The sequence below is a fragment of the Billgrantia hypersalina genome, from assembly GCF_052584175.1.
Genome location: NZ_JBMIQI010000011.1, coordinates 687,624 through 699,766 on the forward strand (window position 1 = coordinate 687,624; position 12,143 = coordinate 699,766).

Consider the following 12,143-nt stretch of genomic DNA (forward strand, 5'->3'; position numbering starts at 1 on the left):
GAGCCTTGGGAGGAGGTCATGTCGCTTAACGTTAGAGCCGTCGATGGCGTTCCGATCGAGAAGAAACACAGGGCCACCTGTCACTGTGGTTCGGTCGTACTCGATCTCGACCTGCCCGAGGGGCTCGTCGATTTACGGCGTTGCGACTGTTCCCTGTGTAGGCGGCGAGGCGCGATAGTCGCTTCAGTACCTCTGGAAGGCATCACGGTCGTTCGCGGGCAAGATCATCTCAGGCTTTATCAATTCAATACGAAGACGGCCAAGCACTATTTCTGTGGAAACTGTGGCATCTATACCCACCATCAGCGCAGATCCAATCCGGCCCAGTATGGCTTCAACGTGGCGTGTCTGGAGGGAATCAATCCATTGAAATTATCCAACATACCCCTAAGGGATGGTGTGAATCACCCAGCCAATAAGTGATGTAGTTTTCAATAACTACGCCAGGTAAGGTCTGCTGGGTAAGTAAGCACTGACTGGGTGGGGCGCTCATTTAGGACCAAGAGAAGAAAGGCAATGAAAACAACAAATCCAAAAGTCGAAGTGCTCTTGAACAAGGCTGAGTGGCAGGCAGAAAGACAGAAACTGCGAGCCATACTGCTTGATTGCGATTTGAGCGAAGACGTCAAGTGGGGAAAGCTTTGCTATTCGTTTCAGAATAACAACGTCGCTCTGATCTTCGGAATGAAAGCCTATTGTGCCATTGGATTTTTCAAAGGAAGCCTGCTGAAGGATACCCAGCGAATCCTCGTCGCACCGGGAGAACACTCACAAGCGATGCGCCAGATTCGCTTTACCCAGGCGCGAGAAATCGATGAGGGTGAAAGCACGATAAATGCTTATATTCAAGAAGCCATAGAGCTGGAGAAAGCCGGCTCAAAGGTGGAGTTCGCGGAAAAGCATGAGCTGGAATACCCGGAAGAACTACAGGTTATGCTGGAGGGAAACCATTCCTTGAAAGCCGCTTTCGAAGCGCTTACACCCGGGCGGCAACGCGGGTACGTACTTTACTTTTCCGGCGCCAAGCAGTCCAGCACCCGAGCATCAAGAATCGAGAAGTGCATACCGAAAATACTGGCTGGTAAAGGCATGCATGACCGGTAATGGCTGGGGTGCCGGGTGAGTAAGTGCCGACTGGAGGAACAGGCGAAATGAAGACGCAATACTACACGGCCACGAGCCTCGACGGCTTTATCGCTACCGAGGATGACTCCCTGGACTGGCTCTTTTCACTGGGAGACATCAACGATACGAGCTACTCCGCCTTCTTTGCAGAGGTTGGGGCGCTGGCCATGGGCACCAACACCTATGAATGGATGCTGCGCCATTCCGAAAAAGTCGCCGAGGAAACCGGCTCGGCATGGCCGTACACACAGCCCGCCTGGGTATTTTCGACCCGTAAGCTGCCGGGCATCGAAGGCGAGGACATCCGCTTCGTGCAGGGCAGCGTCGCGCCCATTCATGTTGAGATGGAGAAAGCGGCAGGCGGAAAGAATATCTGGATCGTTGGTGGTGGCGATCTGGCCGGCCAATTCCATGATGCCGGCTTGCTGGATGAAATTCTTGTGCAAGTGGGCTCGGTCACTCTGGGCAGCGGAAAGCCACTGCTTCCACGCCGCATCACCAACCCGCCGCTGGAGCTGGTCTCCGTTCGGCAGGTGGGCACGGGCTTCGCGGAGCTGTGCTACCGGGTGCCGTGAACCAGGGTAAACGCTGATCCTCAAGTCTTCAGCGCCCGGCTGTGCTCCAGTTGACGCTGAGCTTCGGCCAGCGTGTGGGTTTTGCCACTCCAAGGCAGACGCTCCCCTGCACGGTGGAGGTGGTACTCGGTCAGGCATCGATCCTCGTCGTCCAGGATCTCGTAGCGGTGGATCTGGTCGCCGAACTCGTTGCACCACCAGTTGTCAGGGAGTTTGGTCCAGTTCATGGTGTCACCTCCACTGGCGCATCAACGCTATGATTCTCCACAGCGCGCTTGCGCTCGGCTTTAATCACGTTGGCTCGGCAGGCTTCATGGTGCCAAAGCGCCTCTGCATCCATTAGGCATTGCTGGTATTGCCGCCGCTCAGATAAGCTAAGCGTGTATTTGGTAGCATTAAGTTGCATTTGGCCTGGTATAAAGTTTATCGGCTTGCCCTTACCAATCTTGAGCATTTTATTGCGGGGCCTTGGAAGGGCACAGAGGCCGTGGGGCCACGCCGTGGTCTTTGCCTGTCATGTGGTTGGTATCCAGCAGCGTAAGCCAAGTAAATAAGCACTGACGGGAAGGGCTTGCCTCTCCCAGACAAGAGCGCTTCTCTTCCGAGCACCCGGCTTCCACCCTCAGGGGCGCTTATTCAGAATGGTATCGATTTCCGCCGTATCGAAATAGAAGGGCGTACCTTCAATCAATAACCCGTTATCAAATCTCAGTATTTCTGAAAATGGCTGAGTGATTGATATCCCACTCGCTCGGGCTCTCATATGCAAAGTGCAAGAGACATACAGCTTGGTTGGGGAACCGGCACAACTCAGGTCCTCCACCGAAAAGTTGCTAAATACATTGCTCATTTGCTGGATCAACTCGGCGATACCTTGCAAACCTTTCCAGTCGCCTGAGTACGGGAGTGATGTCGGCTCGTGGACAACAACATCGGGATGGAAAGCATCCGCTAATAGGCGAAAGTCTTTTGGCTCCGATTCCATAAAAGCCATCTCCACTTGAAACATTCTTTCGAGCATTTGCATAGTGGAAAGCGTTTCTTCTTGGCTGATTTTCATAGCGCCCTCGGACGTGGATGACTGACGATAATAAAATACGGGCCTCGCCGAGGGGTGACTATCCGTTTATTGCCTCCAAATTGCGGACAACACTCTCACATCACCCCCTCGTTCTCCGAGCTTGTGCCAAGCGGCGCTACCGCAACCCACGGCAGGTAAGTAAGCACTGACTGGAGGGCTTGGTGTAGACACGCTAAGCTGGAGCGAAAACTAACGCCAGGGAAGCGGCCATGCTGATCGAGATAATAAGAAACACCCCGCGTTGGGTATTCCTGCTCTTTATCGTTCTGTTGGTCACCGGCTACCGGCAGAGTAAAGACCGCACCGCCAGCCGACACAGTATCGCCATCCTTCCGGCAGTCTTTATCCTATTGGCTCTCTATGGTGTCGTTTCCGCTTTCGGCACCGATCCCGCCGGTCTGGCCCTCTGGGCGCTCGGCGTTGCCTGCTCGGTACTGCTTCATCTCAAGCTGATGGTTCCCAGAGGGGTGCGCTACTCTCCCGCGCAACAGACTTTCCACCTGCCTGGTAGCTGGCAGCCGCTCGTTATCATGCTGGCCATCTTCTTCGCCAAGTACACCGTGGAAGTCATTCGCGCCCGTCAGCTCCCCATGGCCGATACGTCGATGTTCACGGCCACGGTCAGCCTGTTCTACGGGCTGTTCAGCGGCGTGTTCCTGGGTCGCGCGCTGGTGATCTGGCGGGCTTCCCAGGTTAATCGATTAGAGCGTGCCTGACAGAGTCAATCATTGAGCGTTCATGGCTAAACATTACGGAGCACGGTATGTCAGTCGTCACACTACTCGAGTTCACCGGTGTTACCGAGCAATCCTATGAGGCGCTCGGGGTGAAACTGGCATCGAAAGGCACACCAGCGGGTATTCTCTACCACGCATGCGGTCCCGTTACCGGTGGATGGCGCATCATGGACGTCTGGCGCACTTCAGAAGACTTCGACAGCTTCGTGGACGGAACGCTACTGCCTGCAGCGCGCACGTTGGGATTCCCCGAGCCGGTCAAGCGCGAGTGCTTTCCGGCGCATCATGCCGGACAAGTCGTCTCGACTCATCTACCTTCCTGAGAACGCCACGTGTTCATGAGCGGGTGGTGCCGTGAAGCCTTCAAGTGTCGATGTCAGCGATCTAGCGTGGGAAACGTGGGACGACCCTGAGTTTGCCGCCTGCACCAAGGTGCGGTGGAAGCTCATCTTTTCTGCCGAGAGGACGCCCACGGGGGTGATGAGCATGGGCCTGGCCGAGATCGCCCCTCACGGCGCCTTGCCCCTGCATCAGCACGACCCTGCCGAGACTTACCATGTGCTGAGCGGTGAAGGGCGTATCGTGATCGAGAGCGCTTCCCACCGATTGTACGCGGGGCAGTCCATTTTCATTCCGCCGCTGGCCTGACACGAGACGATCAATACCGGGCACACACCGCTGCGCTTCCTGTTTACCTTCCCCACTGATAGTTTCAGCGAAGTAACGTATCGCTTTGCTGAGCACTGAACGCCGGCGAGCTATTGCCCCCAACAACAAGAAAGGAAAAACCATGGCGACCTTCCAGACGGGCTTCGTGACCGAGAGCGACAAGGCCGAATGGCGAAAACTGTTCGACGGCTATGCCGAGTTCTATGGCGTACCGATGCACGACACCACGGCCGATACCGTCTGGAGCTGGCTGCTGGACCCCGACCATGTGCTCGATGGCCTCCTGGCCAGGGAGGAGGGCGGCAAAGCGGTGGGGTTCGTTCATGTGCGCGCCTGCCCCAGGCCGCTGGGCGGGTGCGAGGTCGGCTTTCTCGATGACATGTTTGTCGACCCCGAGGCGCGAGGCAGCGGCGCGGCCGATGCGCTGTTCGCGGCCCTGAGGGAACTCGCCGAAGCCCGAGGATGGCCGACCATTCGATGGATCACCCAGCACTTCAATGAGCGGGGCCGTGCCTTCTATGACCGCTATACGGAAGGGCCGAGCGATTTCATCATGTACCAGTGGAAGCAGGAGCCGTAAAAGAACGCTATCACGTAAGTCATTACTTACAAACTGTAAGACGATAACGGCAATCACACGACCAAGGTCAAAATCCAGGCTCGTTACGTAGATTTACACGGCTTCAGGGGTTAGCGTTGGGCTAAGCCGTTAGACGCAAATGCTTCGTACCGAATCCTGTAGCGAGATGAGATCTTGGTTTACTCGTTCTTCTTTGACGCCGCAAAGCCGCTAGGGTGGGTGTTTCTCATCGCCATGCTGCTTGGCCTTCTCAAGTCTCGCTGGTTCAAGGGACTGATCGGCGAAGCCTACGTCAAGCTGATCGCCAGGCTGCGGCTGCCGGCGGAGGAGTACCGCAGCGTCCACAACGTCACGCTTGTCACGCCCGATGGCACCACCCAGATCGACCACATACTGGTCTCCCGCTACGGCATCTTCGTCATCGAAACCAAGCACATGGCTGGCTGGATCTTCGGCAGCGAGAAGCAAGCCCAGTGGACCCAGAAGCTCTACCGTAAGACCTTCAAGTTCCAGAACCCGCTGCGCCAGAACTATAAGCACCTGAAAGCGCTGGAAGCCCTGCTCGACGTACCCCTGGAAGCCATTCACTCCGTGGTGGTCTTCTCGGGCAGCGCCGTGTTCAAGACCCGGATGCCGGATAACGTCACCATCGGTGGCGGCTACGTGCGCTACATCAAGTCATTCCGTGAGCCTGTGCTGAACGACTTTCAGGTTCAGGAAGCGCTGGAAAGAATCGAAACCGGCCGGCTTGCGCCTAATCGGGAAACGCACCGCCAGCACGTCAAGCAGCTCAGAGCCCGCTTCGAGTCCGGCTCCGAGCGAACCTGCCCGAAGTGCGGAAGCAGCATGGTACTGCGCACATCCAAACGCGGCGCGAACGCCGGCAACCGATTCTGGGGCTGCGCGACCTATCCCAAGTGCCGGGAGGTGCAGGATGTGGTGTAGGGCGGGGTACCTGCATCGCGCGGTTTTTGCTCAAGATTCGACTACGCAAGCTGATGACTCGTATAGCAAGCCAAATTAAATAAGCGGCTCAAAATCGGATTTCAACGCCATCCGATGAAGACATGCCGGCGGTCTGTGATCGCCAGGGAAGGGGGCTGATCAGCGGCATCCTCTGGCGGTAGCGTGCCTGAACGCCTCGATGTTCCCTTATTCGAGAGGGCTGCGCACGCCGGCAAAGCCCTTGCCCAGTACATGCGTATAGATTTGTGTGGTTTCCACACTCTTGTGCCCCAGCAATTCCAGAACGGTGCGGATATCGGTTCCCTGGCTCAGCAACTGAGTGGCGAAGCTGTGTCGTAGGGTGTGGCAGGAGCCGGGGCGTGGCAACGATGCTGCTCGCATGGCATGTCTGACGGCTCTTTGCACTGCCGATGGGTGGATGTGGTGGAGTACCACCTTGCCATCCATATCGCAGCAGGGACGGGTGGCAGGAAAGAGCCACTGCCAAGCCAAGGAGATGCCCGCATTGGGGTACTTGCGATCCAGCGCATGGGTTAGCGTCACCGGTACGCTGCCATGATCAACGCGATATTCAAGTTGCTGTTTGGCCGTGGAGATTTGATGCTGCAAGTAGGGAAAGCTGGGCGCAGGGAGCAGGGTGGTTCTGTCTTTGTCACCTTTGCCAGCTCTCACCGTAATAATCTGACGTTCGAAGTCGATATCTCTGACAAGTAGGCGGCATGTTTCGATGAGCCGCAGCCCTGAGCCGTACATCAATGTATCCATCAGATACATGGAACCAGACAGTTGGCTCAGCACGCGCTTCACTTCCTCGTGTGCTAGCACCACTGGCAGTCGACGTGGGCGCTTGGCGCAAGAGAATTCACCGATGTCTCCCAAGGGCTGCTCGAGGACATGGCGCTAGAGGAATACGATAGCATTCAGCGCTTGGTTCTGCGTGGCGGCTGCTACATGGCGTTCCACCGCAAGGTGTTCCAGGAAGGCACGTACCTCGGAGCTTCCCATGCTGGCAGGATGCCGCACGCCATGGAAGCGAATGAAGTAGCGTATCCTGTAGCCGTAGGTTTTCTCGGTGCGTGGACTGTACCGCTTTAGGCACATGGTAGCCTTCACCCGGTCCATCAGCTTTGGCGGTCTGTTGTGCGTATCCATATGCAGCTCCCTCATGATATGGGTATGCATACAGTATTTTTGGCTCCGGCAAAACGCGCAAGCTCGCGAATTCTGCATAGGTGGCCGAGCTATGCTTAAGTTACTGCAAGTTCAATAGGTTAGGGGAGCAAGAACGTGCTGGATAACATTGTTGAACGCGCACGTAGTTTTTTCCAATATCAGGACGCGCAGTCCACTCACTGTTAGATTTCAATGAAAGTTTATCAATGCAACGGATATTACATACCCGCAGCCTTTTGGTTGTACGTGGATACTGATCAGCCAATCAATGAACTGGTCAATGCTCCTCATGAAAGGACACTTGTTCATGAGTTAGTGCACTTCTTGCAGGATGTAAGTACTACCTATGGATTGGCAAATATCTGCAGATACGTCGATCAACTGAAATGTTTCAGTAAGTTAGTACGCAGTTCCAGATCTTTGACTGTGCCTGTTATGGCGAGTCAACGGTCTGATTCGGTTAATGCAAATTCTGATCTGTTTTCAATCTATGCGGGAGACGGTGCAGACAAGTACATGACGCACAATGATAGCGTTGTGATTACCTCGCTCTCGGAGCACCGTGAGTACGTTGAGCATGTGGTAGACCCAATTTTCTATACAGAAATTGAGTATGGGGGCAGCCAAACCTTCCATTTTGGTTCCATTGCGATACTGGAAAGCATGGCTCACATTATTGAATGCGAAATTTATGGGAAGACGCAGATAAAAAGCTTCCCTTACGATTCAGCCCAACTAGTCGTAGACCATCTATGTCCGGATATCGAAGTGGGCGCACTCGCAGTTTTGGAAATTTGTGAAGCTTCCCTGATGTTCCTCAATCCTGCTGAGATATTCGTTGAGGCTGCAAAAAAATTAAATTCGGAAAGAGCGAGGTACATTGCTCCTAACGACTACTATAAGTTCGTGATGGAGAGATTTTCATATGAGGGACAGACGTCTATCGAGCACTTTGAACATGTTGGTCGAGAAGCTCAAGATCAGCTTAATGACCTTTTTACAGCTGAGCCATTTTGTAATGAGCGTTGGGGCTCTAGAGCAGTTGGAGCGGGGGTTGACATCAGAAAAAATGGTCAATCCATATCGTCTATATTGTTCGAAAGCACTGACGGTAGTGCGAGAAATAGATTCTTTTCTATCATTAGTGAAGTAGGATTTCCACCTTCAATTAATAAACATAATCAAGTGTGGGTTCAATCAGGCTCAGAAAACTCGCATACGCACCTGATGTATCCTGCAATTGCGTCCATTTCTGAGATGCTAGAAGGAAGAGGACAGGCTTGTCGCCTTTACGAATATTGTAAAAATGAGAAGAATGGTTACACAGTGAACCAACATTGTCTGAAAGCACCATGGAAAAGGGCAAAGGAAAAACAAGCTTGTTACTACTCTCATATTTGGAAAATGTGGGGGCATGAAGAATGCGAGATATTAGAAAATTGAAATCTAGCAAGTGGTTGTTATCGGACGCACCTTCGCTAGCGCTCCGGTGCGCCGCAAAGCCAAAGCGTTATGACAAGAGAGAGTTAAGTTGGATAGCTTTAATTCGCTAGTAGAAGAATATAGGTCAAGGGATGGTGTAGCCGATTTCTTTGGCGTGATCTTATATACAGATGAGCATCCGAACATAAAAAAGGTATTGCGGGATGACGACTATTGGCTATCTCTACATGAGCTTACAGGCGATAGATTTTGTGTATTTTCTGTGAGGCCGCGCAGGGGGCACTATGAATGGCCATCTTTCCCTAAAGGCACTATGGGAATGATGGTTAAAATTTGGAAGGAGCCTGCGGAAAACAAGAAACTTATCGAAGCCTTCGAGCTAAAGGATACCGCCAAACTGCCAATCCTTTTGCTTTTCACACAAGTAGACAATAAATACCTAAAGATAGAGCTTAAGCTCGATGATTCGACCCAAGAATGTGCATTTACTTCGTTAAGGGAGCAGCTTCGATTTTCATGCGATTCTTTGGCGCAGGTTAGAGAAGAGAACCTCAAGAATCCTGAGGGTCTATTTGCAGCAATGAGTATGCATAAGAATCAACGGGATCAATGGAGTCTTTTGAAGAAAGGGGTGGATATCTATGCGTACATCAGGGCGCTTTTGCCATAACAAGTGGCAGCAGTCGGAACGTTTTTCCGCTCCTGCGTCGCTCCAAAACGTCTGCTGTGCCAAGCGTTAGGGCATTACAATAAATTCCATAAAAGGAACAAAGGTATGAGTTCAGAATTCAATCTCCCAGGGTCTTCATTTGAAGAAGTGCAGAAGATAATAAAGGGATACAGCCATGCCCCCGACAACGCTTCGCTTGATGCGCTGGCAAAACTGACAGGTCTACATAAGACTAGTATCAGCCGCAACAACAAATTCTTGAATGATGTAGGCCTCATCACTGGTGGGATGAAGAAATCGCCCACTGAGCTAGGTAGACGCTTGGGAAGGGCACTCGATCACAAGCAAGCATCAGACATTGAGCAATATTGGGCTGAGGCAATTAAAACTAATGAGACCGTTTCTGGTCTCGTCACTACGGTTCGTATTAAAGGCGGTATGTCTGAAAAAGATTTCTCCGATCATGTGTTGTATGTCTCAGGTCAGAAGAATAATGCTGGTAATAAAACGGGGGCTCGGTGCGTTGTCGATGTTCTAGTGACTGCGAAGCTCCTTGAAGAACGGGATGGAAAGCTATCCGTGGCAACTCCGAAAGATGCCCTCGTGGTCGAAACAACAAAAGAGCCGGTTCCTGAGCAGCAACAGGCAAGCGGGCAGCAATCTAGTCAAGAAAGTAATATTGAGTCAATAATTCCACCTATTCCGAGAAATGTTCCACAAATTGCTATAAACATTCAGCTTCATTTGCCAGAGACTGATAATGCCGAAGTCTATGAGAAGCTTTTTAAGGCACTTAGAGAACAGTTGATTTCACCAAAGGAATAACATGTCATACTTGGAGTGGATCTCTAAAGCACGTAAAGCACAGCGTGCTGGTCATCAGGTGCTGGCTTTTCACGAATCTGCTGCTTCTCGCGTCGTACTCCTTGAGGATCTAGTCAAGAAGCTTTCAGGGGCACCAATAGACGTCCAGGAGTACTTCCGTGAGTCAGCCCGTTGCTTGGAGCATGGTCTCTTTAAAGCCAGTATCGTATTTTCTTGGGCTGGCCATTTTTCAGTATTTGCAGAGTACCTGTACGCACAACGCGAGTTTGATATCCGCTCACTGCGTTCAAAATGGAACTTCAAAGACCTTACCGAGCTGAAAGAACAATTTTCAGAATCTCAAATACTTGATGTTGGGAAAGAAGTGAAATTCATAAACAGAGCACAATTGCGAGTTCTTCATGGGCAGTTATCTCAAAGAAATCAATGTGCACATCCTACGATGTATCAACCAAGCCTTAATGCAGCAATTGGCTATGTTGATGAAATGGTCAGGCAGTCATTGAAGTATATGACACCCTAACAATCACATTAAATTAGCTTCCTGCGGCCGCCGGACGCTCCTGAAGTCGCGCCGTTTATGTGGGCTTTAGGACCCAATCAAGGAGAGCCTGCTTGGCAACAAACTATGTCCTGATAGATTTTGAGAATGTGCAGCCGAGCAACCTGGAGCTTCTCAAGCAGCATCCTTTCAAAGTGGTGGTTTTCGTTGGTGCAAACCAAGTAAAAATACCATTCGATCTGGCTGCGGCTATGCAAGCACTTGGCGATGCGGCGCAGTACATAAAGATCACCGGCACCGGAAAAAACGCTCTTGATTTCCACATTGCCTATTACATTGGTGAGTTCGCGGCCAAGGACTCAAACGCGTACTTCCACATCATCTCCCGCGATACTGGTTTTGACACGCTAATCAAGCATCTCAAGTCGCGTGGCATTAAAATCCAGCGTGAGCGAGACTTGGCAGAAATTCCCGTAGTAAGAATGTCCACGGCTACCTCTACCGACGACATGATGTCCGCCATCGTGAAAAATTTGGCTGGTCGGGGGCAGGCGCGGCCACGCAAGGTCAAGACGCTCGCTAATACCATCAATTCGCTATTTACTGAGAAGCTATCGGAACAGCAGCTAAGCTCCATAGTGAAAGACCTGGAGCAGCGCAAGTACATAAAAGTGAATAATGGCAATGTCTCGTACCAGCTGCCACAGTAGCCTTCACAAATTCATGCAAGGGACGCTCCTGCCGACGCGCCGCTGCTGAAAAGTCTGGCGTCACCGCCACTGTCGAATTCAGCCACCTCCGTTCGACACTAGATTGCCATCCACAGCAATCACCTAGAGAAGGGAGCCGATCATGAAGCACATGGCTAAGAACACGATCTGCCTTTGGTATGACGATGCCGCTGAGGAAGCCGCGCAATTTTACGCCGAGACCTTCCCCGATTCCTCGCTCGACGCGGTGCACCGCGCGCCTGGGGATTATCCAGCGGGGAAGGAGGGGGACGTACTGACGGTCGAATTCACCGTGCTAGGCGTGGCGTGCCTCGGGCTGAACGGTGGGCCTGCCTTCCAGCACAGCGAAGCGTTCTCGTTTCAGGTGGCGACCGAAGACCAGGAGGAGACGGATCGCTACTGGAACGCCATCGTCGGCAATGGTGGGCAGGAGAGCGAATGCGGGTGGTGCAAGGACAAGTGGGGCATCTCCTGGCAGATCACGCCGATCGCACTGACGAAGGCCTTCACCAGCCCCGACCGCGCCGCCGCCAAGCGGGCCTTCGAGGCCATGATGACGATGCAGAAAATCGACATCGCCAAGATCGAGGCCGCCTTTCGCGGTTGAGATGAGAAAGGGCCTACCCAATTCCGCCGACGCTTTTCTCCAGCGTCGGCGGCTTTTTCTTTTCAAAAGGCGGAAACCTCACGCCTCGATCCACACCTCATCGCCCTTGAAGTTCACCTTCCAGGTACGCAGCCGCACGCTTTCATCCTCCAGGCACTGGCCGTCTTCCAGGCGGAAGTGCTGCTTGTAGATCGGCGAGGCGATGACGGGCTGGCCCTTGAGGTCGCCGACGATGCCGCGGGCGATCACGTTGGCTTTCGAGAAAGGGTCATGGTGGTCGATGGCGTAGAGTTCCTGCGCGTGGCCAGGCAAGTAGAAGATCGCCACCTGGGCGGGGCCTTCGGGGGTTTCCACCCAGGCGGCGACACCGGAGTAGGGCACCAGGTCGGCGCGGGTACAGACGGTTTGCCAGGTTTGGGTCATGGTCTTGGCCGCAGTTGCTGTGCTCATTTTTGTCAG

General features: G+C 53.0%; 18 protein-coding genes and 1 pseudogene. 14 read left to right on the top strand and 5 right to left on the bottom strand.

Annotated elements, in window-relative coordinates; genetic code table 11:
* Nucleotides 1–18: 18 nt before the first annotated feature.
* The 3 genes from ACOJCM_RS10400 (at nt 19) to ACOJCM_RS10410 (ending at nt 1,700) form a co-directional block, all read left to right on the top strand.
* Nucleotides 19–423 (top strand): GFA family protein, encoded by a 405-nt coding sequence (locus ACOJCM_RS10400; RefSeq protein WP_445211981.1) that lies wholly within the window; start codon nt 19–21, stop codon nt 421–423.
* 93 nt (nt 424–516) lie between these two features.
* Nucleotides 517–1,104, top strand: a complete 588-nt coding sequence (locus ACOJCM_RS10405; protein ID WP_445211982.1) for a YdeI/OmpD-associated family protein — start codon at nt 517–519, stop codon at nt 1,102–1,104.
* 47 nt (nt 1,105–1,151) lie between these two features.
* Nucleotides 1,152–1,700 (top strand): dihydrofolate reductase family protein, encoded by a 549-nt coding sequence (locus ACOJCM_RS10410; protein ID WP_445211983.1) that lies wholly within the window; start codon nt 1,152–1,154, stop codon nt 1,698–1,700.
* A gap of 20 nt (nt 1,701–1,720) precedes the next feature.
* On the opposite strand, the gene ACOJCM_RS10415 is transcribed toward ACOJCM_RS10410, so the two are convergent.
* Both ACOJCM_RS10415 and ACOJCM_RS10420 read right to left on the bottom strand, forming a co-directional pair.
* Entirely contained in the window at nt 1,721–1,927 is a 207-nt protein-coding gene (locus ACOJCM_RS10415; protein WP_445211984.1) for a hypothetical protein, read from the bottom strand.
* Between the two features lie 395 nt (nt 1,928–2,322).
* Nucleotides 2,323–2,760, bottom strand: coding sequence for a nuclear transport factor 2 family protein (locus ACOJCM_RS10420; protein WP_445211985.1), 438 nt, complete (start codon nt 2,758–2,760; stop codon nt 2,323–2,325).
* A 230-nt stretch (nt 2,761–2,990) separates the two neighbouring features.
* On the opposite strand from ACOJCM_RS10420, the gene ACOJCM_RS10425 reads away from it, so the two are divergent.
* The 5 genes from ACOJCM_RS10425 (at nt 2,991) to ACOJCM_RS10445 (ending at nt 5,712) form a co-directional block, all read left to right on the top strand.
* Entirely contained in the window at nt 2,991–3,497 is a 507-nt protein-coding gene (locus tag ACOJCM_RS10425; protein ID WP_445211986.1) for a DUF6622 family protein, read from the top strand.
* A 47-nt stretch (nt 3,498–3,544) separates the two neighbouring features.
* Entirely contained in the window at nt 3,545–3,841 is a 297-nt protein-coding gene (locus ACOJCM_RS10430) for a hypothetical protein (RefSeq protein ID WP_445211987.1), read from the top strand.
* 31 nt (nt 3,842–3,872) lie between these two features.
* The gene (locus ACOJCM_RS10435; protein ID WP_445211988.1) at nt 3,873–4,166 is read left to right on the top strand and encodes a cupin domain-containing protein; all 294 of its coding nucleotides are present in this window, start codon (nt 3,873–3,875) and stop codon (nt 4,164–4,166) included.
* Nucleotides 4,167–4,308: 142 nt separating this feature from the next.
* Nucleotides 4,309–4,767 carry a GNAT family N-acetyltransferase gene (locus tag ACOJCM_RS10440; RefSeq protein WP_445211989.1) on the top strand — a complete coding sequence of 153 codons (459 nt, stop codon included), beginning with the start codon at nt 4,309–4,311 and terminating at the stop codon, nt 4,765–4,767.
* Nucleotides 4,768–5,001: 234 nt separating this feature from the next.
* The gene (locus ACOJCM_RS10445; RefSeq protein WP_445211990.1) at nt 5,002–5,712 is read left to right on the top strand and encodes an NERD domain-containing protein; all 711 of its coding nucleotides are present in this window, start codon (nt 5,002–5,004) and stop codon (nt 5,710–5,712) included.
* 207 nt (nt 5,713–5,919) lie between these two features.
* On the opposite strand, the pseudogene ACOJCM_RS10450 reads toward ACOJCM_RS10445, so the two are convergent.
* Together ACOJCM_RS10450 and ACOJCM_RS10455 are read right to left on the bottom strand one after the other, a co-directional pair.
* Nucleotides 5,920–6,618: pseudogene (locus ACOJCM_RS10450) on the bottom strand (integron integrase); the annotation flags it as partial.
* A gap of 15 nt (nt 6,619–6,633) precedes the next feature.
* A complete protein-coding gene (locus ACOJCM_RS10455; protein ID WP_445211991.1) occupies nt 6,634–6,885 on the bottom strand; it encodes a site-specific integrase in 252 nt (83 codons plus the stop codon).
* 537 nt (nt 6,886–7,422) lie between these two features.
* Here ACOJCM_RS10455 and ACOJCM_RS10460 point away from each other — a divergent pair.
* The 6 genes from ACOJCM_RS10460 to ACOJCM_RS10485 all read left to right on the top strand — a co-directional run bounded on the left by ACOJCM_RS10460 (nt 7,423) and on the right by ACOJCM_RS10485 (nt 11,684).
* Nucleotides 7,423–8,349 carry a hypothetical protein gene (locus ACOJCM_RS10460; protein WP_445211992.1) on the top strand — a complete coding sequence of 309 codons (927 nt, stop codon included), beginning with the start codon at nt 7,423–7,425 and terminating at the stop codon, nt 8,347–8,349.
* An 88-nt stretch (nt 8,350–8,437) separates the two neighbouring features.
* Nucleotides 8,438–9,019: a hypothetical protein gene (locus tag ACOJCM_RS10465; protein WP_445211993.1), complete on the top strand. Its 582-nt coding sequence runs from the start codon at nt 8,438–8,440 to the stop codon at nt 9,017–9,019.
* A gap of 105 nt (nt 9,020–9,124) precedes the next feature.
* Entirely contained in the window at nt 9,125–9,844 is a 720-nt protein-coding gene (locus ACOJCM_RS10470; RefSeq protein WP_445211994.1) for a hypothetical protein, read from the top strand.
* 1 nt (nt 9,845) lies between these two features.
* Nucleotides 9,846–10,367, top strand: a complete 522-nt coding sequence (locus ACOJCM_RS10475) for a hypothetical protein (protein WP_445211995.1) — start codon at nt 9,846–9,848, stop codon at nt 10,365–10,367.
* Between the two features lie 92 nt (nt 10,368–10,459).
* On the top strand, nt 10,460–11,056 hold the full coding sequence (locus ACOJCM_RS10480) for a PIN domain-containing protein (protein WP_445211996.1): 597 nt from the start codon (nt 10,460–10,462) through the stop codon (nt 11,054–11,056).
* Nucleotides 11,057–11,198: 142 nt separating this feature from the next.
* On the top strand, nt 11,199–11,684 hold the full coding sequence (locus tag ACOJCM_RS10485) for a VOC family protein (RefSeq protein WP_445211997.1): 486 nt from the start codon (nt 11,199–11,201) through the stop codon (nt 11,682–11,684).
* 78 nt (nt 11,685–11,762) lie between these two features.
* On the opposite strand, the gene nirD is transcribed toward ACOJCM_RS10485, so the two are convergent.
* Nucleotides 11,763–12,134, bottom strand: a complete 372-nt coding sequence (gene nirD, locus ACOJCM_RS10490; protein ID WP_445211998.1) for a nitrite reductase small subunit NirD — start codon at nt 12,132–12,134, stop codon at nt 11,763–11,765.
* Nucleotides 12,135–12,143 lie beyond the last annotated feature (9 nt).